The organism is Streptomyces sp. NPDC090025 (assembly GCF_044748125.1).
In the GTDB taxonomy this organism is placed as follows: domain Bacteria; phylum Actinomycetota; class Actinomycetes; order Streptomycetales; family Streptomycetaceae; genus Streptomyces.
Map to the genome: position 1 here is coordinate 187307 of NZ_JBIVFL010000007.1, position 22371 is coordinate 209677.

The 22371-nt window shown below is 74.6% G+C and carries 17 protein-coding genes; 5 read left to right on the forward strand and 12 right to left on the reverse strand.

The window, feature by feature from the left end:
* Positions 1-149: 149 nt before the first annotated feature.
* From ACIPXM_RS18775 to ACIPXM_RS18820, 10 genes are all read right to left on the reverse strand, one after another.
* The gene (locus ACIPXM_RS18775) at positions 150-959 is read right to left on the reverse strand and encodes a polysaccharide deacetylase family protein (RefSeq protein ID WP_401656572.1); all 810 of its coding nucleotides are present in this window, start codon (positions 957-959) and stop codon (positions 150-152) included.
* Positions 960-1165: 206 nt separating this feature from the next.
* Entirely contained in the window at positions 1166-1543 is a 378-nt protein-coding gene (locus tag ACIPXM_RS18780; RefSeq protein ID WP_401656574.1) for a hypothetical protein, read from the reverse strand.
* A 65-nt stretch (positions 1544-1608) separates the two neighbouring features.
* The gene (locus ACIPXM_RS18785) at positions 1609-3177 is read right to left on the reverse strand and encodes an ATP-dependent DNA ligase (RefSeq protein ID WP_401656576.1); all 1569 of its coding nucleotides are present in this window, start codon (positions 3175-3177) and stop codon (positions 1609-1611) included.
* A 148-nt stretch (positions 3178-3325) separates the two neighbouring features.
* A complete protein-coding gene (locus tag ACIPXM_RS18790; protein ID WP_401656578.1) occupies positions 3326-4495 on the reverse strand; it encodes a DUF6397 family protein in 1170 nt (389 codons plus the stop codon).
* Positions 4496-4558: 63 nt separating this feature from the next.
* On the reverse strand, positions 4559-4969 hold the full coding sequence (locus tag ACIPXM_RS18795) for a roadblock/LC7 domain-containing protein (RefSeq protein WP_401656580.1): 411 nt from the start codon (positions 4967-4969) through the stop codon (positions 4559-4561).
* Positions 4970-5270: 301 nt separating this feature from the next.
* Positions 5271-5948: a GTP-binding protein gene (locus tag ACIPXM_RS18800; RefSeq protein ID WP_401656582.1), complete on the reverse strand. Its 678-nt coding sequence runs from the start codon at positions 5946-5948 to the stop codon at positions 5271-5273.
* On the reverse strand, positions 5929-6366 hold the full coding sequence (locus ACIPXM_RS18805; RefSeq protein ID WP_401656584.1) for a DUF742 domain-containing protein: 438 nt from the start codon (positions 6364-6366) through the stop codon (positions 5929-5931). The genes ACIPXM_RS18800 and ACIPXM_RS18805 overlap by 20 nt, the downstream gene beginning before the upstream one ends.
* Before the next feature lie 21 nt (positions 6367-6387).
* Entirely contained in the window at positions 6388-6822 is a 435-nt protein-coding gene (locus ACIPXM_RS18810) for a roadblock/LC7 domain-containing protein (RefSeq protein ID WP_401656586.1), read from the reverse strand.
* Entirely contained in the window at positions 6819-9899 is a 3081-nt protein-coding gene (locus tag ACIPXM_RS18815) for a nitrate- and nitrite sensing domain-containing protein (protein WP_401656588.1), read from the reverse strand. The genes ACIPXM_RS18810 and ACIPXM_RS18815 overlap by 4 nt, the downstream gene beginning before the upstream one ends.
* A 167-nt stretch (positions 9900-10066) precedes the next feature.
* On the reverse strand, positions 10067-10981 hold the full coding sequence (locus ACIPXM_RS18820; protein WP_401656590.1) for an MHYT domain-containing protein: 915 nt from the start codon (positions 10979-10981) through the stop codon (positions 10067-10069).
* A 205-nt stretch (positions 10982-11186) separates the two neighbouring features.
* Here ACIPXM_RS18820 and ACIPXM_RS18825 point away from each other — a divergent pair, with 205 nt between their 5' ends.
* The 3 genes from ACIPXM_RS18825 to ACIPXM_RS18835 all read left to right on the forward strand — a co-directional run bounded on the left by ACIPXM_RS18825 (position 11187) and on the right by ACIPXM_RS18835 (position 15256).
* Positions 11187-11789: a class I SAM-dependent methyltransferase gene (locus ACIPXM_RS18825; RefSeq protein ID WP_401656592.1), complete on the forward strand. Its 603-nt coding sequence runs from the start codon at positions 11187-11189 to the stop codon at positions 11787-11789.
* 270 nt (positions 11790-12059) lie between these two features.
* Entirely contained in the window at positions 12060-14258 is a 2199-nt protein-coding gene (locus tag ACIPXM_RS18830; protein WP_401656594.1) for a reprolysin-like metallopeptidase, read from the forward strand.
* A 134-nt stretch (positions 14259-14392) separates the two neighbouring features.
* Positions 14393-15256: a hypothetical protein gene (locus ACIPXM_RS18835; protein WP_401656596.1), complete on the forward strand. Its 864-nt coding sequence runs from the start codon at positions 14393-14395 to the stop codon at positions 15254-15256.
* A gap of 57 nt (positions 15257-15313) precedes the next feature.
* On the opposite strand, the gene ACIPXM_RS18840 is transcribed toward ACIPXM_RS18835, so the two are convergent.
* Both ACIPXM_RS18840 and ACIPXM_RS18845 read right to left on the reverse strand, forming a co-directional pair.
* Positions 15314-15961, reverse strand: coding sequence for an MOSC domain-containing protein (locus tag ACIPXM_RS18840; protein WP_401656598.1), 648 nt, complete (start codon positions 15959-15961; stop codon positions 15314-15316).
* Positions 15962-16019: 58 nt separating this feature from the next.
* Entirely contained in the window at positions 16020-16955 is a 936-nt protein-coding gene (locus ACIPXM_RS18845) for a fatty acid desaturase family protein (RefSeq protein ID WP_401656600.1), read from the reverse strand.
* 581 nt (positions 16956-17536) lie between these two features.
* Here ACIPXM_RS18845 and ACIPXM_RS18850 point away from each other — a divergent pair.
* On the forward strand, positions 17537-20806 hold the full coding sequence (locus ACIPXM_RS18850; RefSeq protein WP_401656603.1) for a DEAD/DEAH box helicase: 3270 nt from the start codon (positions 17537-17539) through the stop codon (positions 20804-20806).
* Positions 20807-20859: 53 nt separating this feature from the next.
* Entirely contained in the window at positions 20860-22329 is a 1470-nt protein-coding gene (locus ACIPXM_RS18855) for an SWF or SNF family helicase (RefSeq protein ID WP_401656920.1), read from the forward strand.
* The last annotated feature ends 42 nt before the right edge of the window (positions 22330-22371 follow it).

The following is a 22371-nucleotide window of genomic DNA, read 5'->3' on the forward strand; positions in this document are numbered from 1 at the left end:
CGTGACGTGGGAAGGGCGGTCACCTCAAGGGGGGGACCTGGGGACGCGGACCCCTTCGGCGTCACACTGGGAAGAACGGGGGAACGTCACCCATTGTTCCGGCGTGCGCCTCCTGCCGGGTGTGAGCCGCCTCACCCCGTTTGCGACGATCAGTCGCCCTTCTTCTCCGGGCGGTAGACCACGCCGGGCTCGGCCTTGCCGGGGGCGAGCAGCTGGGGCACGGTCACGAAGGTGTAGCCCTGGCGCTTGAGCTCGTCGATGATGCCGGGCACGGCGGGGACGGTGCCCTTGTAGATGTCGTGGAGCAGGATGATGCCGTCGCCGTGGGCCTGCTCCAGGACGCGCTTCTGGATGAGGGCGGTGTCCTCGGTGGAGTAGTCCTTGGCGGTGATGCTCCAGAGCACCTGGGCGAGCCCGAGTTCCCGGCTCACGTCGGAGACGGTGTCGTCGGTGCGGCCCTGCGGCGGTCGCATCAGGGTGGGCTTGCGGCCGGTTATCTTCGCGATCGCGTCCTGGGTGCGGGACAGCTCCTCGCGGACCTCCTTGGCGTCGAGATCGGTGAGGATCTCGTGGCTCCAGGTGTGGTTGGCGACCTCGTGGCCCTCGTCCGAGATGCGCTTGACGACCTGCGGGTAGCGGTCGACGTGCTTGCTGCCGAGCAGGAAGAAGGTGGCCGGGACCTTCTTCTCCTTGAGGACGTCGAGGAGGTGCGGGGTGTCCTTGCCGGGGCCCGCGTCGAAGGTGAGCGCGATGCACTTCGCCTTGGCGCAGTCCACGGCCGGGGCCGCCGCGCCGCCCTTGGCCTGTGCCGCCGAACCGTTCGCCGGTTCCGCCTTGCCGCGGGCCTCGCCGGGGGTGACCGCGTCGGTCGAGCAGCCGGCGAGGGTGGCGACGAGCGCCGCCGCGGCGACCAGGGCGAGGGCAGGCCCCCGACGCCGGCCGGACGTGGTTCGGAACATGTGCGACAACCCGCTTTCCTCGACAGTGGTACGACCGCGGGGAGCCCACGCCTGGTCATGGCGGGGCCCTGCGGCACAGCGAGAACTCTACACACGGTGTATAGCCCTGTCCGACACGGGGCTGTGTGCGGCTGCGAACGCGGGCGTACGCGATCCCGGTGCGGCGCGCACGGCGCCGCACCGGGATCGGCACAGGCCGCCGCCGGTCAGCGGGCGGCGAGCAGCAGCCTGGCCTCGGTCTCCTGGTCGCCGGAGACGGACTGCAGGGACTGGATGGCGAAGGTGTGCCCCAGGACCTTCTCGACCTCGTCGACGGCCCGGTAGCCGCCGGTGAGCAGCGCGCCGACCATGCCCTGGAGAGGCACCGGCGGGGTCTGCTCGTGCCGTCCGGCGGCGGTGTCGAAGGTGGCCATCCAGACGGTGGTGGCGGGTGCGGTGGCGGCCTTCGGGCCGGGCGTCGTCGTGTCCTCGAGCTGGTAGGCATGGTCGAGGACCTCGAAGACGGCCCGGGCGTCCTCGCGGCTGCAATCGCTCAGCTGGACGGTGACATCACTGTCGATGTGCAAGTCGTACACGTCGCTCATCTCCTCGTGCGCCTGCTCCCAGCATCTCCCCGCGCGGGGGTCACGGGCCACCGCTAGGCCGTGTGTCAGGCGGCGTCCGGGCCCGGCCTGCCGGTGGCGAGGACCGTCTCCACGGTGTCCGCCTCGGCCGCCGGTTTGTCCGGGCGGTGGCGGACGACCCGGGCGAAGCGGAGGGTGACCCCTGCGGGGTAGCGGGTGGAGCGCTGCAGCCCGTCATGGGCGATCTCGACGACGAGCTCGGGCCGCACCCGGACGGTATGACCGTCGTCGGCGACGGCCAGTTCGCCCAGGCGCTCGGTCTGCCAGCGGAGCATCTCGTCGGTGAGGCCCTTGAAGGTCTTGCCCAGCATGACGAAGCCGCCGTCGGCGGCGCGGGCGCCGAGGTGGAGGTTGGACAGCAGCCCGGTCCGGCGGCCGTGGCCGCGCTCGGCGGCCAGGATCACCAGGTCCAGGGTGTGCACCGGCTTCACCTTGAGCCAGGCGCGCCCGCGTCGGCCCGCGACATAGGGCGCGCCCAGGGCCTTCACCAGGACGCCTTCGTGGCCCCGGTCGAGGGTGTCCCGGAAGAACCGCTCGCCCGCCGCGACCGCGGCCGGGTCCGCCGGATCGTCGACCACCGTCCGCCCGACCCGCAGCCGAGCGGGCAGCAGCCGGGCCAGGACGGCGTGCCGCTCGTGTCCCGGCCGGTCGACCAGGACCTCGCCGTCGGCCGCGAGCACGTCGAAGAAGACCGGCGTCAGCGGCACGGCGGCCCGGGCGGTGGGCACGTCGACCCGGGAACCGACCCGGGAGGCGATGTCCTGGAACGGCAGCGGCCGCCCACTGCCGGAATCCACGGCGATCACCTCGCCGTCCAGGACCAGCAGGTCGCCCGCGATCTCCCGGGCGACGGCGACCACCTCGGGCAGCCGGTCCGTGATGTCGTCGAGGGAACGGGTGTAGACCCGCACCTCATCGCCGCGCCGGTGCACCTGGATCCGGATGCCGTCCAGCTTCTCCTCCACCGCGCAAGGACCGAGCGCCGCCACCGCCTCGGCGACCCCGCCCGCCGTGTGCGCGAGCATCGGCTGCACCGGCGCCCCGACCCGCAGGGTGAACTCCTTGAGAGCGGCCGGTCCTTCGGCGAGCACCGCCCGGGCCACCCGGGGCAGCGACCCGTCGAGCATCACGGCCCGCCGCAGCTCCTCCGGCGGCACCGCCGCGGCGCGCGCCACGCCTTCCAGGGCGACCGCGTCGAGCGCCCCCTGCCTGACCTCGCCGGACAGCAGCCGGACCAGGAACTCCTGCTCCGGCAGCGTGGCCGCCGCCATCAGGTCATGGACCAGGGCCAGCCTGCGGGCCTGCGACCCGGCACCGGAGACCGCGGCGAGCTCGCTCATCGCCGTGTCCGTGGCGGTGAGCGTGAGCACCGGTCCGGCCGCTGGCGGCACCGCCGGGGGCAGCACGTTCTTGAGCACGCTCCAGCCGACCCCGATCCGGCCCTGGGGCAGCCGCCCGGAGAGGTAGGCGATGACGAGCGGGCTCTCCTCGGGCTCGGCCTCCGTGAACAGCTCGGCGAGCAGTCCGGTCTTCCGTGACCGCGCCGAGGTGTCGGCGACCTGCCCCGACACCTCCGCGACTCGGGCAAGGAGCATGCGCCCATCGTGCCCGCGCCCCCGCCGCCCCGCACCCCGGCGCCCGAGCCGGAGCCGGAGCCGGAGTCAGATCCCGAGCCAGAACCCGGGTCACCCGGCCGCCAGGCCCGTACCGCCGTCGACCCGGTCGGCCACCGGCCCCGTACCGTCATCGCTCCCCCGTGGGCACCGCCCCCTTCCGCCCGCGCAGCCGGTCCAGGAGTGTCCGCCGGACCCGCCGCCCGGGCGGCCGACCGGCACCCGTCGGGCGGAGGGGTACGGATGCGGGCCGGACGACGGGGGTGGGGAAGCGAACGGGGAAGGGGAGGGGGATGGGCGTGGAGGTGGAGGTGGAGGTGGCGGCGGGCCGGGTGGCTCCGGTGGTCCCAGCGGCCCGCACGAGCGCCCCATTCGCCCCGGGGGGCCTCGTGCGTCGGGCGCGGGCCTCGGTCAGGGCGATCCCCAGACTCAGCCGGTGCCACAGGAGCTCGTCGGGGTCGTCGGCGAGCAGCAGCCGCTCGGCCGTCTCCCGGGCCGCCGCGGCGGTGGGCCACCAGCTCGGCGGGCCGGGCCGGAGCTCATCGAGCCTGCTCCGCTCCTGGGGGTCGTCGACGATCTCGGCCACCTGAACCCCGTCGAGTACGGAGGCGATCGCGGCCGCGCGGGCCCAGGGGTCCCGGGTCGCCCGCAGCAGCAGGCCGAGCCGACGGGCCCGCCAGTTCCGGGCCCGAAAGTCCACCCGCGGGTCGTCGGCCTTGATCCGCACGTCCAACGGCAGCCGTCCGCTCAGCAGTCGGGGGTTGTTCAGGGCGAACTCGGCCAGCTCGGCCGCCGGATAGAGCCAGACGACGGCCCGGTAGCGATTGACGTAGCAGCGCACCGGGGTGAAGTGGCCGGTCCTGGCGAGCCGGGTGAACCGGTGCCCGGTGACACCGAGGATCTCGGCGCCCTCCCTCGTACCGACCGCTCGCACCCGCTCGCGCAGTCCGTCCGGGAAGTCAGGGGCGGCTCTGAGCCGGTCGATCTCGCTCCGGAGCACCCGGCGCCGCACCGAGGCGCCCGGTCCCGGGCCCGCCCCCGGATCCGGTCCCGGTGCCGAGCCGGCCCCGGGATCCGGGGCCGGTTCCGGTGCCGAATCCGGTGCCGGACCGGGTGCTGGCACCGTGCGGACGAGTCCCAGCTCCACGGCGAGCCGGAACTCCTCCCGTCGCAGCCTCAGTTCGCGTGCGGCGCGCGCCGGGACCACCGCCGCGTCCTCCGCGAGCCGTTCGGCGGCGCCGGCCGCCCCTTCCGTACCGTGCGTGATCATGTGGTCGGTCTCCCCCGTGTGTCGTGACATGCGAACACCATCGGTGACGACCGTAACGCACAGTGACGAACTCTCGCTCGCCCTGTGGATAACTCAGAATTCGCCCGCGTCGCCGCCCGGCTGACGGGCCGACACGCCCAGGTGCTCGCCGACCCGGTTCACCAGCAGCGTCATCTCGTAGGCGACGTGGCCGACATCGGCCTCCGCGGCGCTCAGCACGCACAGGCAGCTGCCCTCGCCCGCCGCCGTCACGAACATCAGCGCCTCGTCGAACTCCACCATCGTCTGCCGGGCCCGGCCCGCGTTGAAGTGGCGTCCCGAGCCGCGCGCCAGGCTGTGCAGCCCCGAGGAGACCGCGGCCAGGTGCTCGGCGTCCTCCCGGGCCAGACCGCTGCTCGCGCCGGTCACCAGGCCGTCGTTCGACAGCACCAGCGCGTGTTGTATCGAGGCGACCCGGCGGGTCAGGTCGTCGAGGAGCCAGTCGAGTTCCTTGTCAAGGGCCATGCGTGATCCTCCCCCTGTGTGGTGCGTCCCCGTTCACCCCGTGGTCCCCGCGGCCCGGGGGGCGCGTGTGCGCGGCCGGTCCCCGCACGGCTGTACCGGTCGACCGCCTTCCGGTCAGCCTTACGCACTGTCGTGAGCAGGGCAAGCATCTGTCGACATCCGCGTGCCGGACACGGCGGCGCACCGTCCGGTACCGGACACTCCCGGGCCGGGCCGGGCGCGCCGCGCCCGCGGCCTGCGCGAACGGCACCGGACGGGCTTCGGACTGTGGCCGACCACCGGCACTCCCCACCGACCGCCCTCAGCCCACCGTGTCCAGAAGCCGTCGGGTGTGCATCCGGCCCGCGTACTCGACGAGCCTGATCAGCACTTCCTTGCCCGAGTCGCGGTCCCGCGCGTCGCACAGCACCACCGGTGTGCCACGGTCCAGGTCGAGGGCGCGCGAGACGTCGTGGGCCCCGTAGGTGCGCGCGCCGGGGAAGCAGTTCACGGCGACCACGAACGGGATCGCGCGGTGCTCGAAGTAGTCGACCGCCGGGAAACAGTCCTCCAGACGCCGGGTGTCGGCGAGCACGACGGCGCCCAGGGCGCCCTGCGAGAGGTCGTCCCAGAGAAACCAGAAGCGGTCCTGGCCCGGCGTGCCGAAGAGGTAGAGCGAGAGCCCGGCGCGGATGGTGATGCGGCCGAAGTCCATCGCCACGGTCGTGGTGGTCTTCTGGTCGACTCCCCCGGTGTCGTCCACCGACTCCCCGGCGCGGCTGAGCTGTTCCTCGGTGCGCAGCGGGCGGATCTCGCTGACGGCGCCGACCAGGGTGGTCTTGCCGACGCCGAAGCCGCCCGCGACCAGGATCTTCAGCGCGAGGGCGGTGGAGTCCAGGTCGCCCGCCGGGTCCCCGGATGAAGTGTCCCTGAAGGAGGCTTCCCTGGAGGTGGCGTCCCTGGTGCCGGTCGCGGTGTTCTCAGAGCGCTCGTAGGCCATCGATGACTTCCCTCAGGATCCGTTCGTCAGGGAGCTGCGCGGGCGGCACGGGTCTGCTGACCTTCACCAGGCCCGCTTCGAGGAGGTCGCCGAGGAGGACCCGGACCACCCCGACGGGGAGGTCGGCGTCCGCGGCGAGTTCGGCCACCGACTGGGTCTCGGCGCGGCACTGGGCGAGCAGGGCCCGGTGTTCGGGGCCGAGCAGGGACTCCTCGGCCCCGCCCGGCGGGTCGTCGTCGACGACGACGAGCGCGATGAGGTCGAACCGAACGTTGCTCGGCCCTGGTTTGGTCCGGCCGCCGGTCATGGCGTACGGCCGGACGAGCGGCCCGGCCTCGGCGTCGTACCACTGACTGCCCGGTACGGACGGCTGACCGCCCGGTGCGGGCGGGCCTTCGCCGGTGCTGTCCTGGTTCATGGGTTCTCCGGGGGTCTCCGGTCAGCCCGCGGCCGGCGGGGTCATCGTCAGCCGGGGCGGGGTGTGCAGGTGCTCGCCGACCCGCTTGACCAGGCGGGCCATCTCGTACGCGATGAGGCCGATGTCCGCCTGGGCGCCGCTGAGGACGGCCAGGCAGGAGCCGTCGCCCGCGGCGGCGACGAAGAGGAAGCCGTCGTCCATCTCGACCATGGTCTGGCGCACGCCGCCGGTGTGGAACTGCCGTCCGGCGCCCTTCGCGAGGCTGTGGAACCCGGACGCGATCGCCGCCAGGTGCTCGGCGTCCTCCCGGCTGAGGCCGCTGGAGGCGCCCACGGCGAGGCCGTCGTTGGAGAGCACCACGGTGTGGCGGACCTCGCGGACGCGGGTGACGAGGTCGTCCAGGAGCCAGTCGAGTTCGCCGGAGCGGTGGTGGGAGATCCTCTCGTGGTCGATCATTCGTCGTCTCCTTCAGGGGCGGGGGTCAGGGGCCTCGGTACGGATGCGGGTGCGGGTGCCGCTGGATCTGTGCGGGGGGCGGGGGTGGCGCGGTGCTGGCCGTAGCCGGTGCCGAGGGGCCTGCGGACTCCGGCGGGTACGGAGGGTACGGAGGGTTCGGCGGCTCCGGTGCCGTGCTGCGGGCCGCCGCCGCGCCGCCAGCCCTCGTGGTAGGCCGTCATCCGGTCCCTGACCTGCTCGGGAGTCCGTTCCGGGGTCCGCTCGGCGGTCGTGGCACCCGGGGTTCCGTGCACGGCCGCACGGTCGGTGAGGGGCGTGGGTACGGGCGCGGGCGCCACGCGCAGTTGCGGGACCAGGCTCGCCTGGCGGACCCGGCGCGGCAGATCCGTGCCGCCGAACGCGTCGCTCGCACCCGACGGCGCAGGGGCGACGGCCTGGCCCTGCGGCGGGGCCGGTGGCAGGCCGCGCGGGCCGCGCTGGCGCAGCGCCGTGACCCCGGCCGGGGGCCGGTCGGGCTCGTTGGGCGTCCCGGGGGCGGGAGGACGGGGCGGGCGCGGGGCGCCGGGGGCCCGTCCGTCCTGCTCGGCGGCCGCTGCCCCTGAAGGCGGCAGCGGGGACGGGGCCCGGGGGGTCTGACGGCGGTCGTGGCCCGCGCTCCGGGACGGGTCGGGGCGGTCGCCGGGGGCGGTCGCCGTGGCGACCGGCCGGCCGGGGTGCGACGCCGACCGCGGCGGGGCGCCGAGCCCCGCCCGTACCGCTGCCGCCTGGGTCGTCAGCACGTCGTGCGGCCCGGTGAGTTCGGCCGGTGTGGCCGGTGTGGCCGGATCAGGCTGGTCGGACGGCTCGGCCCCGGCGGTCCGTGCCGCTGTCCCCGCGGTGTCGGCGCGGCCGGGCGGGAGGGCGCTCTGCAGGAGGTCGGTCGGGATGAGGACGACCGCGGTGGTGCCGCCGTACGGGGAGGTGCGCAGGTGCACCTTGATGTCGTGGCGGGAGGAGAGGCGGCTGACCACGAAGAGGCCGAGCCGGTCGCTGTCGAAGAGGTCGAGGGCCTCGGACTGGGCGATGCGGGTGTTGGCCTCGGCGAGGCTGTCCTTGCCCATGCCGAGGCCGCGGTCCTCGATCTCCAGGGCGTAGCCGATGCCGACCGGTTCGCCGCTGATCCGCACCTTGGTGTGCGGCGGGGAGAACTGGGCGGCGTTCTCCACGAGTTCGGCGAGCAGATGGGTGAGGTCGGCGACGGCGCCGCCGACGACCGAGGTCTCGGGGAGCGGGCGGACCTCCACGCGCGCGTAGTCCTCGATCTCGGACACGGCGGCGCGTACGACGTTGGTCAGGGGTACGGGCATCCGCCAGGCGCGGCCGGGCGCGGCGCCGGAGAGGATGATCAGGCTCTCGGCGTGGCGGCGCATCCGGGTGGTGAGGTGGTCGAGCCGGAACAGGTCGCCGAGTTCGTTGGGGTCGTCGGCGCGGCGCTCCATGCTGTCGAGCAGGTTGAGCTGACGGTGCACCAGGACCTGGCTGCGGCGGGCGAGGTTGACGAAGACGCCGGAGATGCCGCTGGCCAGCTCGGCGCGTTCGACGGCGGCGGAGAGCGCGGCCCGGTGGACGGTGGTGAGGGCTTCGCCGACCTGGCCGATCTCGTCCTGCGGTGCGGGTCCCGGGGGTGCCTCGGCCTGGACGTCGATCTCCGCGCCGACGCGCAGCCGGCTCATGGCGGCGGGAAGTTTACGGCGGGCGATCTCCAGAGCGGTGTTCCGCAGGCTGATCAGTTCGACGACCAGGCCGCGGCCGATCCGCACGGAGATGACGAGGGAGGCGGCGACGGCGGCGAGGCCGAGCAGCACGGCGGCGCCGCCCGCGCTGAACGCTCCCCCGCCGAACGGGTCGTGGCGCGCAGCCGCCGTCTCGTGGGCGCTCGCCTCGATCGCGTCGAGTCCCTCGCTCACGAACGCGTGGGCGGCGTCCCATTCGCCGGAGGTGACGGCCTGCGCGGCCCGGCGGCCGGGGTCCGCGCCGCGCACCCGGTCCTCGGCCGCACTGAGCTGCCGGTAGGCGGGCTGGGCGGCGAGGGTGCGCCAGGCCGCGCGCTGGGCGGCGGGCAGGTCGGCGGTGGCGGAGTCGGTGAGGGTGCGACGGGCCTCGACGGCGCCGCCGAAGGCGCGCTGGCGCTCGTCGTCGAACGAACCGGTGAGCTGGGCGGCGCCGAGCAGGGTGTCCTCGCGGGCGAGGAGTTCGGCGGCGCGGCCGAATTCGAGCAGCACGCGCGCGTCGGCGCCGGAACCGGCGTCCTCGATGCCCGCGAGCGCGCCGCCGACGCCGAATCCGGCCGTGACGGTGGCGGTGTACTCGGTGTAGAGCTGGTCCACGTCGCCATGGCCCTCGACGGCCGCGGTACGGAGCCGGGCGAGGCCCTCGGCCCTGCCGACGAACGCGGCCACCCGGGTGGCGACCTCCCGGGGCAGGCCGCCGTTGTCGCCGACGGTGTGCCGGGCGTCGAGCCGTAGCCGGGCGACGGCGGTGTCGGTGGCGCGGATCCGGTCCTTGAGCTCGGCGGCGCGGGCGGTGCCGGGTGCGGCGGCCTGCCGTACGACGGCCCGGCGTTCGTCCTGGAGCGCGCGGACGGCCCGTACGACGGGCTGCCTGACCTCGGTGTCGACGGACTGCAGATGGCGCAGTTCGGCCATGTCCTGGGCGGTGGTGACGGTGGCGAAGCCCCAGAGGGCGAGCAGGGACACCACCGGGACCATGAGCAGCGAGACGATCTTGGCACGGACGGTACGGGGGCGCAGGGCGCCGAGGCCGAGGCGGAGCGGGTGGCGGGGTCCGGTCCGTACGGGAGCCGGAACGCGGTCCGGTGCCACCGGCTCGCCGTACGCCGGGGCGGTGGCCGCCCGGCCCGTACCCCCGAGACCGACATCAACGCCGTCAACGCCGTCAACGCCGCCGTCCGTGTCGGCCGGCCGTTGCCGGGACGCCTGTTCGTCGGCGGGCGACCCGGCGTGCGCACGGCGCCCGCGCGCCGCCGACGGCGGCTGGGCGGGGGCCCCGGTGCCCGGGGTCCTGCGGGGAGTTCGCATGGCCTCCTCGTTCCTTGGTTCACGGACCCGTGGGAGCGGCGGGGTCCGTCGGTGCGCTGTGGGTGTGCGGGGCGGGCTCCGAGCTCGTACCGGGGTGGCGGGCGCGGGCGGTGGGGACGGGCCGCCCGGCGCGGGCCGCCGGTGCGTCGCGGTCGGGTCGGGTCGGGTCAGGGGGCGGGTGCGGGGCGGGGGCCGGTGTCGGCGTCGTGGACCGGGCCCGAGGGGTAGGCGTAGGCGGGCGGCGGGGTGTCGAGGTGGCCGGGGGCGGGGTCCGGTTCCGGGTGGAAGCCCGGGGGTGCGACGTCCACCGCGCGGTCGTCGGGTTCGGTGAGGCGCTCGGCCGAGGCGTACGCGGCGCGCTCGCTCGCGGTGGGCGACAGCGCCACGAAGGCGGAGGTGATGAAGAGGTAGGAGCCGAGGCCGACGGCGAGCGGGAAGATGAACTGCATGACGCTGGTGCCGGGCAGCGCGGCGGGCGACGGGGTGACCTCGACCCGTACGGCGAACATCCCGGTGTAGTGCATGCTGCTCACCGCCGCGCCCATGACCAGGGACGCGAGGGCGACGGCGGCCGGGGCGTGGATGTTGAGCGCCGCCCAGAGCGCGGCGGTCGCGGCGACGACGGCGATGACCACGGACAGGGCGACGAGCAGCGGGTCGTAGTGGACCTGGCCGTGCAGCCGGAGCGCGGCCATGCCCATGTAGTGCATGCTCGCGACGCCGACGCCGGTGGTCAGACCGCCGATCAGGAGCGATCGGACCCGGTCGCGGCCGTAGCCGACGGCGAAGACGCCGACCCCGACGACGACCATCGCGATGAGCAGGCTGAGGAGGGTGAGGGGGACGTCGTAGCGGATGTCGGTCCCGGTGACGCCGAAGCCGAGCATCGCGACGAAGTGCATCGTCCAGATGCCGGTGCCGATCGCGGAGGCGGCGGTGAGCAGCCAGTTGCGCCGCGAGCGGCCGGTCGCGTCGAGCGCGCGTACGGTGCAGCGCAGCCCGAGGGCGGCGCCGATGCAGGCCATCGCGTACGACAGCACAGGTGTCAGCCAGCCGTAGGCGGCGTGGTCGAGGTGTCCCATGGCTCAGGGACGCTAGTCCGCCCCAGGGGGCGCATCGGGGGCGCATTTCGAAAGCTGATGGAATATGACACAGAGATGTTCCCGAACGATCACCACGGTCTCGAACGTGCGCGCAGTTCGTTCACTCACGTGGGCGATGGGCAAGGCGCGACGGGCGGCACATCCACTCGCGTGGGTGACCATGCGCGGGGGGATCATGGGGCACATGAGCGATGACCCCACTCAGGTACGAGAGTTCTTCGGCGCCCGCGCGGCCCGCTGGGACAGCAGGTTCCCCGACGACGGTCCGGTCTACGCCGCCGCCGTCGCCGACATCGGGCTGCGCGCGGGCGACGCCGTCCTGGACGCGGGCTGCGGCACCGGGCGCGCGCTGCCCGCGCTGCGGGCGGCGGTCGGCCCGGCGGGCATGGTGATCGGCGCGGACCTGACCCCGGAGATGCTGGCCGAGGCCGTGCGGGCGGGTCGCGACGGGGCTGCGACGCTGCTGCTCACGGACGTCGCCCGGCTGCCGCTGCGCGACGGCGCCCTCGACGCCGTGTTCGGCGCGGGCCTGATCTCGCATCTCGCCGCCCCCGCCGAAGACCTCCGCGAGCTGGCCCGGGTGGTGCGCCCGGGCGGCCGCCTGGCGCTGTTCCACCCGATCGGACGCGCCGCCCTCGCCGCCCGGCACGGCCGCCGGATCACCGACGGGGACCTGCGGGCCGAGCCCAACCTCCGTCCGCTCCTGGCCGGTTCGGGCTGGGAGCTCGGCTCGTACACGGATGAGGACGACCGCTACCTGGCCGTCGCCGTGCGGCGCACGGAGTGACAGTGGCGACGATCAGGTGATCGCACCAACGCCGTGAGGAACTGTTCTGACGAACTGATCTGACGACCCGACAGGTCGTACGCGACCGCCTGGTGCGGCCGGGTACGGACCCGTCCGCACCGGACAGGACCGCACCGGACCGGACCGCCCGGCGCGGTAGGGCCGCCCGGGGCGGTAGGACCGCTCGGGGCTCGCCGGCTCAGTCCGAACTCGTCACCCAGTACGGATCAGCACGACTCCGTACGACTCAGCACGGCAGGAAGGCGACAGATGGCCCGCAACAGAAGGACGGGCGCGGCGGCGCTCGGGGCGATGGTGCTCGGCGTCACCGCGATCACCGGCTTCGCGCCCGTCCAGGACGGGGCGGAACGGGAGGGACAGGGCAGGGCCCCGGACCGTGCGACGGTACGGGCGGCCGTCGCCGCGGGTGTGTTCAGCAAGGACGCGGGCGCGCGGGGCGGGTCGACGGCGCGGGGCGACGACACGCGGGCGGCGACGCCGTGGGACGTGGGCGACGCCGCGGAGGACTTCGGCGCGGACTATGTGCGCCACCGGGTGGCCCGGGTGCTGCCCGCGGCGCTCGCGCCGGTGTGCAGCGACGGCTACGGCCAGGAAGTGACGTTTCCGCTGTTCGACGACGTGACCGTGCAGGCGGTCGAGACGAAGCGGAGCATGGTCGGTGCCACGCTCGTCTGGCACGGCACGGTGACCGGCACCAATGACCAGGACGTGGTGCTCACCCTGGAGGGCGGCTGCGACCGGAGCCCGGGCAACGAGATCCTGAGCGGGCAGTTCATGCTGGGCGGCGACCTGTACGCGGTGGAGCCGCTGGGCAAGGGCCGGGTCCTGGTCACCCAGACCAGCCCGCTCACGGACGAGGACGAGCCGCCGACGATGGCGCCGCCGCGCGTCCTCCCCGCCTGGGCCCGTCAGCAGCAGGCGCAGGTGGCCGCCGCCGACGCGGCCGCGGCGAAGGCCGTGCTGTCCTCGCCCGAGGCCGAGCGCGCGGCGGCCGCCGCGGCGGCCTGCAAGGGCGGCGCCAACAACGCGCTGGTGGACGTGTTCGTCGGCTACACCCCCGGCGCCCGCACCGAGGCGGGCGGCGACGCGCAGATCCGGTCCTCGGCGGCCCGGGGCGTCGCGCTCGCCAACGAGGCGTTCGCGGAGAGCGGGGTGCGGGTGCGGGTCCGGCTGGTCGGCACCGCGCTCGCCAGCGTCTCCGCGTCCCTCGACGGCGTCACCAACGCCCTGCTGAGCGCGGTCGCCACGCCCAACGACGGCATCGCCGACAACCTGCCGCAGCTGCGCGACCAGTACGGCGCCGACCTGGTCTCGGTGATCGCCGCCGGGCGGGCGGCCGGCGGCCTCGGCTACACCCCGCCGAACCCCGGTCCGTCCACGGCCGCCTGGGGCTACTCCGTGGTCGGCCAGAGCGCCGTGCCGCGCTTCTCGATGGGCCACGAGATCGGCCACAACCTGAGCGCCGACCACGACCGGGTGACGCAGCCGGTGCAGAACGAGAACGGCGCGACCGGCTACTTCCCCGCGAAGGGCGACTGGTCGACGGTCATGGCGTACGAGTCGAGCTGCCGCAAGGCCACCAAGGGCGCGTGCACCCGGATCAACCGTTTCTCCAACCCCAAGCAGTCCTACCGCGGTGACCCGCTCGGCATCGCGATCGGCAAGCCCGACTCGGCCGACAGCACCGATGTGCTCAGCAGGACCGGCAAGGCCGTCTCCGCCTACCGGAAGGCGAAGACCAGCGACGCGCTGTGCGCGGTGACCACGTCCGTCGCCCCGAAGGGCGCGGGCACGGTCACGGCAGGGACCCCGGGCCCGTACCCGACCGGGACCAGTTCGACGTACAACGCCGCGGCGGCCAAGGGGTACGTGTTCTCCGGCTGGAAGCTCGACGGGAAGGCCGCGAAGGGCGGCGCGACCGGCTTCCGGGTGCCGTCGGGCGACCACACCCTGGTCGCCGAGTTCAAGAAGGGCGCCACGCCGACGTCCAAGGTGAGCACGAAGACCTCCGGCAAGGGCACGGTGAAGAAGGCCCCGGCCAAGCGCGCCGAACTGGAGGGCGCCGACCTGCTCTACCAGGCCGTCCCCGCGCCCGGCTGGGACTTCGCGGGCTGGGTCCTGGACGGTTCGAGCGCCGGTGACGACGACTCCCTCGCGCTCGACGTCGGCACCGCCGACATGCAGCTCACGGCGCTCTTCGAGCAGAAGCGGCACAAGCTGACCGTGGTCGAGCAGGGCAAGGGCACGGTCTCGCTCTCCCAGGACGGCCCCTACTCGGACGGCGACACCGTGGAGGCGACGGCGGTGCCCGCGCCGGGCTGGGCGTTCAAGGACTGGCTGCTGGACGGCGAGCCGTACGGCGGCGACGAGGAGCGCAGCAAGGGTGAGACGGCGATCAGCTTCGAGGAGGAGGGTCACACGCTGACGGCGATCTTCGAACGGGGGTGAGGGCCGAGCGGTGCGGCTCCTCCTGTGCGGGAGGGGCCGCACCGCTCACGCGCGGAACGAAGGCCCCCTCCCCCCCTCGACGGTGAAGCTACTCACTGGTTAGGGTGCGCCGACAGCCAGATGGGGAGGGTGACGTGGGCGGTGACGTCGAGGGTGGTGCGGTCGGCGGCGGTGCGGGTGGGGGCGAGGAAGCCGACGCGCTGTTCGTGCTGACCGCCGCGCTGCTCACGCCCGCGCGGTTCCCCAGTGTGCTCGGGGACGACTATCCGGCGGCGTGCGCGCGGTTGCGGATCGCGCCGCTCGACGAGGGGTACGGGCTGATCCTCGGGCAGGACGGGAGCGGGGCGCGGTGGACCGTCGTCGTCGATGACGTGTCGCTGGTCGCCGTCGCCATCTCCTCCTGGGACTGCGGGATGGCGTACGACCTGTCCCCCGACGAGCGGTCCATGGTCTGCGCGCTGCCCGGCTGGCCGCTCGAAGTCGCCGTCGCCGCGCCCGATCTGCCCGCGCCGCACGACCCCGAGCCCGAGGAGGGCGATCTCGCGCCGCTCGCGCCGCCGGACAACGCGGAGTGGGGGCCGGCCCAGCGGCGGCTCGGTGCCGACATGGTGGCGTTGCAGTGGAACGCCTGGCGGGAGCAGATGGAGCAGGACGAGGACAAGGGCGAGGGCGGGAACGGGGACGGGGACGGGGACGGAAAGAGTGAGACGGCGGCGGACGGGCTCCAGCCGCACGTCGGGGTCCGGCGCGCCCTCGCCGACCTCGACGGCTATCTGACGAGCGCGCCGCCCGTCGGCCGGGTCCGGTCGGGTTTCACCGGCGGTGAGGCCCGGATGCTGCGGGCCGACGGGCCCGGCTGGTCGCTGGTCGCCCGGACCGACGACATGGCGTTCGTGCTGCTCGACGACGAGCCGAACGAGGTCCTTCCGGTGTCACGCGGGCCGAAGCTCCCCGCGCTCCTCGAAGCGCTCGACGCCATCGCCGTACGCCCCAGCTGACGGCCCGACCCACCCCAACCGTCCGTCCGCCCGCCCGTCCGTGCGTCCGTGCGTCCGTCAGACGTATTCCAGCGGCCGGTGCGGACCCGCCGGGAACTCGGCCCGGATCGGGTCGCCCGGGCGGATCTCGCCGCCGCTCAGGACCACCGACATGACGCCCGCCTTGCGGACGATGTTCCCGTCCTCGTCGCGCCCGACGACCTGCTTCAGCAGCCCGTGCTGGAAGTTGTCGATCTGCGCGCACGGATTGCGCAGCCCGGTCAGCTCGACGACCGCCTCCGCGCCGATCCGCAGCACCGTGCCGGTGGGCAGCGCGAGCAGGTCGACGCCGGTGGTGGTGACGTTCTCGCCGAGGTCGCCCGGCGCCACCTCGAATCCGGCCGCCGCCACCTCGTCGAAGAGCTCCGTGTGGATGAGGTGCACCTGGCGCAGGTTGGGCACCGTCGGGTCCTTGGCGACCCGGGAGCGGTGCTTGACGGTGACTCCGGCGTGCGCGTCGTCGGCGACGCCGAGCCCGGCGAGCAGCGTGATCGCGGGCCGGTTCAGCTTGCTGAACTCGTGCACGCCGCTGCTGCTCACCGCGGTGACCGAGCCGACGACCGCCTCAGCCGCATCGGCCGCCCCGGCCACCCGGGCCGCCTCCACGCCCTCCACCGCCTCCGTCTGCCGCGCGTCCGCCCGTTCCACCGTCGTACCGCCGCTCATCCGTCGCACTCCCCCCATCGCGCGGGACCACCCCGTGCGGCCCCCACCACCGGCGACCCTACGCGACGCCCTCGCCGCGCAGCGGAGCCCCCACCTCGTGGAGATGGCCGAGCGCCTGCCGGTACGAGTCGACGAAGCCGGTCTCCGTGTACGGGATGCCCAGCGCCGCGCAGTGCGCGCGCACCGCCGGCTGCGCGAGCCGCAGGTGCGGGCGCGGCATGCTGGGGAACAGGTGGTGTTCCACCTGGTAGTTCAGACCGCCGAGGAACCAGTCGGTCAGGGCGCCGCCACGGATGTTGCGCGAGGTCAGCACCTGTCGGCGCAGATGGCCCCAGGAGTCGCCGTCCGGGTGGGTGTCGGGCGTCTCCATGCCCTTGTGGTTCGGCGCGAAGGCCATGCCCAGGTGCACGCCGAGCAGCATCTGGTGCAGCAGCGCGAAGACCAGTGCCTGGAGCGGGCTCAGCAGGGTGAGCAGCAGGGCCGCGTAGCCGACGAGGTGGGCGGACAGCAGCGCGCCCTCGACGAGGCGTTCGCGGCGGGTGCGGTACGGGCCGGTGCGCGAGAGCAGCGCCTGGACGCCGTACACCTTCAGCGCGATGCCCTCCAGGGTGGTCAGCGGGAAGAACAGCCATGCCTGGTGGCGGGTGAGCCAGCCGCGCAGGCCGGTGCGGCCGGTGGTCTGGTGGGCGGCGAAGACCAGGATGTCGGCGGCGACGTCCGGGTCCTTGTCGAGGTGGTTGGGGTGGGCGTGGTGACGGTTGTGCTTGTCGTTCCACCACTCACGGCTCATGCCGAGCAGCAGATTGGCGTGCACGAGCTGGAGGACCCGGCCGAGCCCCCGGTGGTCGGTCACCTGGGCGTGGCCCGCGTCGTGGCCGATGAACGCGATCCGGGCGGAGAGCAGCCCGAGCGGCAGCGCGAGGAACAGCGCCCACCAGGAGGGACCGATCAGCGCGAGTCCGGCGACGACGGCCACGATCCCGAGCAGGTTCACGGCGATGTCCCGGGCGTACCAGCCGGGGCGGCGGTCGAGCAGCCCCTGCTCCTTGATCGTGCGCAGCAGCGGCGTGAACTCGCTGCCGCCGCCCGCCCGTCGGGCCTGGCCGCGCGGAACCCCTGCGGGTGTCGGAGCCGATGTCGGTGTCGATGTCGGTGTCGATGTCGGTGTCGATGTCGGTGTCGATGTCGGTGTCGATGTCGGCGCGAGAAGTGTGGCGGAGTGCTGGGACATGCGGTCTCCGTGGTCCGTCGGAACGTCGTTGGAACGTCGCCGAAAGGTCGTTGAAAGATCGTCAAAAGACAGGCGGGCGAAAGGGCGTCGAAGGCGGTGCGAGCGGCCGTCGGACGGGGCCTCTTCGGCTACCCGAAACGTACGGAGAAGTGATCGGCCGCAGCCATGGCGGCACCACCCGCACCCGTTCGGGGGTGGCCCGGGGGCCTGGGGTGGGGTCTTCCCCACCCCGGACAGGACCCCCGTCCACCGTGACGGGGATCACGGCGTGGAAGCGGGCGCGGAGGCGCGGGCGTGGAGTACCCTCGGCCGCTCGCCCTTGGTAGTCAAATTTGAGGAATGCGTTGTCGCTGTCGCAGTCTCCCTCGCCCTCGTTCTCTGACTCTGACCCGCTGACCGATTCCCTGCCGGGTCCGTCGCCCGACGCTCTCGCCCGACGCTCCGTCGTCTTCATCCCCGCCGAGGCCCCGCGCGCGGGCCGGTTCGCCTTCTGGTCACCGGACGACCCCACCCCCGCCCTCGCCCCCTCCCCCGCCCTCACCGGCTCCCCGTCCGCCGAGCCCGATGACCAGCTGACCGTCCTCGTCGAGGGCGCGGCCGAACATGGGGCCGGGGACAAGGAGGGACAGGGGGACGACGAGGAGGTGCGGCCGCTGGTCGTGTCCGCCGTCACCCTGCCCGTACGAGAAGCGCTCCCCGTGCTCGCCCGCGCGCGGTTCGCCGACGACGCCACGCCCTCGGCGGCCTTCTGGGGCGCCGCCACCCTCTTCGCACTCGATCTGGTCGCGCGCGGGCTGCTGCTCCCCGGCCTCACCGCGGGCGACCTGGACGCCTGGCGGGTCGGGCCGCTGGGCGCCGACGAGGTGGCCGCGCTGCGGGACCTCGCCGCGTCGATGCCGCCGTCCGCGCACGCCGTACCGCTGCCGGAGCGTGCCGAGGACGGCGGGTTCCTGCTGCCCGAACCGGAGCGGCTGCTGCGGACGTTCGCCGACGCCGTCGCCGACGTGCTGCCCCGCACCCCGGCCGCCCCGCTCGCGGCGGGCGGGCCCGCCTTCGCCGCCGACGAGCACCACGCGCCGCGGCCCCTGCCCGAGCACCGGCCGTGGGCGGCGGACGTGGCCGCCGGACATGACGCGGGGGTACGGCTCTCGCTGCGCATCGAGCTCGTACCGGCCCACGGCGGCGACGACCGTACGCCCGCGCCGGAACTCCCCACGACCGGATCCCCGACGACCGGATACCCCGCCTCCGGACCCCACGGGGCCGGATCCCACGGGGCCGCATCCCCCACGCTCGGATCCCCCTCCGGCGACGACCTGGCCGCGCCCACCTTCCGGGCCGTCCTCCAACTGCACGCCGTGGCCGACCCGACGCTCGTCGCGGACGCCGCCGCCGTATGGAGCGGTACGGCTCCGGGCGCTCCCGGCGACGCTCCGGGAGGCGGTACGGCCCACGGCCCCGCCACCGCCTTCGGACCGCGCGCCCGAATGGACGCGCTGCTCGCGCTGCGGCGGGCGGCGCGCGCCTGGTCGGCGCTGACGCCGCTGCTCACGGCCGCCGTGCCGGACGCGGTCGACCTCGCCGACGAGGAGGTCGCCGAACTCCTCGGGCCCGCCGCCCGCGCCCTGGCCGCCACCGGCGTACCGGTCCACTGGCCGCGCGAACTCGCCCACCGGCTCACCGCGCACGCCGTGATCGGCCCGCGCGACACACCGGACGGACCGGACTCACCGGACGCTCCGGGCACGCACGACGGGTCCCGCGACCGGGGCGACGCGCTGCCCTCCTTCCTCTCCGCCGACACTCTGCTCGCGTTCAACTGGCGGTACGCGATCGGCGACCAGGAACTGACCCGCGCCGAGCTCGACCTGCTGGCCGAGGCCGGACGGCCGTTGGTCCGGCTGCGCGACCAGTGGGTGCTCGTCGATCCCGAGGAGCTGCGCCGCAACCGGGCGCAGCAGGACCGCGTGCTCACCCCGCTCGACGCGCTCGGGGCCGCGCTCACCGGCACCGCCGAGGTGGACGGGCGGGCGGTCGAGGTCCGGGCCACCGGCTGGCTGGAACAGCTCAGGGCCCGCCTCGCCGACCCCGAACGGACGGAGGGCGCAGAGGGCACAGAGGACCCCTCGGCACCACGGAGTGAGCGGTCGGCGAAAAAGCAGCCCGTCCCCCAACCCGCCGCGCTGGCCGCGACCCTGCGCGACTACCAGCTGCGCGGCCTGCGCTGGCTGGACCGGATGACCTCGCTCGGGCTCGGCGCCTGCCTCGCCGACGACATGGGCCTGGGCAAGACCATCACCCTCATCGCACTGCATCTGCACCGGCAGTCCGACCCGTCGACCGCGGGACCCACCCTGGTGGTCTGTCCGACCTCCCTGATGGGCAACTGGCAGCGCGAGATCGAACGCTTCGCGCCGGGCACGCCGGTGCGCCGCTTCCACGGCGCGGCCCGCGGCCTGGACGCGCTCGCCGACGGCGAGGTCGTGCTCACCACCTATGGCACCATGCGGCTCGACGCGTCCCGGCTGGCCGCCGTGACCTGGGGTCTGGTCGTCGCGGACGAGGCGCAGCACGTCAAGAACCCGTACGCGGCGACCGCCCGCGCGCTGCGCGCGGTCTGTGTGAAGGCGCGGGCGCGGGTCGCGCTGACCGGCACGCCGGTCGAGAACAATCTGTCCGAGCTGTGGGCGATCCTCGACTGGACGACCCCGGGGCTCCTCGGCGGCCTCGGCGCGTTCCGTACCCGGTACGCGAGCGCCGTCGAGGGCGGCGGCGATCCGGCCGCGGCGAGCCGACTCGCCGCACTGGTCGGCCCGTTCCTGCTGCGCCGCCGCAAGTCCGACCCGGGCATCGCGCCCGAGCTGCCGCCGAAGACCGAGACCGACCGGGCCGTCTCCCTCACCAAGGAGCAGGCCGGCCTGTACGAGGCGGTGGTCCGCGAGACACTCGCCGCGATCGCCGAGGCGGACGGGATGGAGCGGCGCGGCCTGGTGGTGAAACTGCTCACCGGACTCAAGCAGATCTGCAACCACCCGGCGCAGTACCTGAAGGAGAACAAGCCCCGGATCGAAGGACGTTCGGGGAAGCTGGAGCTGCTCGACGAGCTCCTCGACACGATCCTCGCGGAGCGGGCGAGCGTGCTCGTCTTCACCCAGTACGTGGGGATGGCACGGTTGTTGGAGCGGCATCTGGCGGCGCGGGGCGTGGCCACCCAGTTCCTGCACGGCGGTACGCCGGTCGCGGAGCGGGAGTCGATGGTCGCCCGGTTCCAGGCGGGCGAGGTGCCGGTGTTCCTGCTGTCCCTGAAGGCGGCCGGAACGGGCCTCAACCTCACCCGCGCCGAGCACGTCGTGCACTACGACCGCTGGTGGAACCCGGCCGTGGAGGCGCAGGCCACCGACCGGGCGTACCGGATCGGGCAGACCCGGCCGGTGCAGGTGCACCGGCTGATCGCGGAGGGCACCGTCGAGGACCGGATCGCGGCGATGCTGGACCGCAAGCGGGCCCTGGCCGACGCGGTGCTCGGCGGCGCGGGCGAGGCGGCGCTCACCGAACTGACCGACGCCGAACTGGCCGAACTGGTGGGGCTGCGGCGGACGGAGGAGACCGCGTGAGGACGACGTACGGAGGGAACGGGAGCGACGGCCGGAGCGAGTGGAGCCACGCGATGCGCGAGGACGGGCACGGGCACGGGGACGGGGACGGGGAGACGGTGGAGCTCGACGAGGTGCGGACGTTCGCGGCGCTGCCGCCGGTGGCGGGCGGGGCGTTCGCCAGGACCTGGTGGGGCCGGGCATGGCTCAAGGCCCTGGAGGAAACCGCCCTGGACGGGCAGCAGTTGAAGCAGGGGCGGCGGCACGCGCGGGCCGGGGCGGTCGGCGCGGTGTCGGTGCGGCCCGGCCGGATCACGGCCGTGGTGCGGGACCCGGACGGCACGGCGTACCGCAGCGATGTCCTCTTCCAGGAGCTGTCGGAGGCGGACTGGGACCGGTTGATCGGCCTCGCGGCGCAGAGCGCCGGGCACATCGCCGCGCTGCTCGACCGGGAGATGCCGCCGCACCTGGTGGAGGACGCGGCGGAGGCCGGACTCGACCTGCTGCCGGGCATCGGCGATCTGGAGCCGGAGTGCGGCTGCGAGGCATGGGACCACTGTCCGCACACTTCCGCGCTCTGCTACCAGGTGGCGCGGCTGCTCGACGAGGACCCGTTCGTGCTGCTGCTCATGCGCGGGCGCGGCGAACGGGCCGTGATCGAGGCGCTGCAGGAGCGGAGCACGGCGGCTTCCGGGTCGGCGGGCGCGGCGGTGCCGGGCGGCGGGTCCGCCGCTCCGGTGGGCGCTCCGGCGGGTGTTCCGGCGGCGGAGGTGTTCGCGGCGGGCGGCATCCTGCCGCCGCTGCCCGCCCCGCCGGCCGTCCCCCAGGCCCCGGGCGAGCCGCCGTCCCTCGACACGGAGACGGACCCGGAGCCGGGCGTCGACCCGACGGCCCTGGAGTTCCTGGCGGCGGACGCGGCGGTACGGGCGCGCCGGATGCTGGCGGCGTGGGCCGGGCCCGGGACTCCGAGTGAAGCAGGGGCAGGATCCGGGGCGGGAGCCGGGTCCGGGTCCGGGTCCGGGTCAGGATCCGGGACGGGGGCGGGGGCCGTCGAGCCGGTGCTGACCGGTGCGCAGGACGCGGTACGGCTCGCCGCCGCTTCCCCCGGGCCCGCCTCCTGGGTCGCGGCGCGGCTCGCGAAGGGCTCGGGGCGGTCCCGTGCCGAGCTTGATCACGCGGTACGGGCCTGGCGGCTCGGCGGCGCGGCCGGTCTCGCGGTCCTGGAGGAGGAGCAGGCCCCGGGCCCCGAGGCGCTGCGGCGCGCGGAGGCCCAACTGGCCACCGCCTGGGAGGCGGAGGAGCGTCCCGCGCTCACGCGGACGGGGCCGGCTCGCTGGGACATGACCGGCGGGGCGGCCGAGGGCGGTGCGGGGGCCGGTGCGGTCGACGCCGAGCCCGCCCGGCCCGCCCGCCAGTTGCGGCTCGGTGGGGACGGGCGCTGGTGGCCGTACCGTACGACCGGCCCGGACGGCGCCTGGGTCCCGGCCGGTCCGCCGGACCACGACCCGGCGGCGGCGCTGGCGGGAGCGGGCGAGCCGGACTGAGGCCGAAGTGCCGTGGGGCCGGGGGCCGTTGCAAGGCGGCGG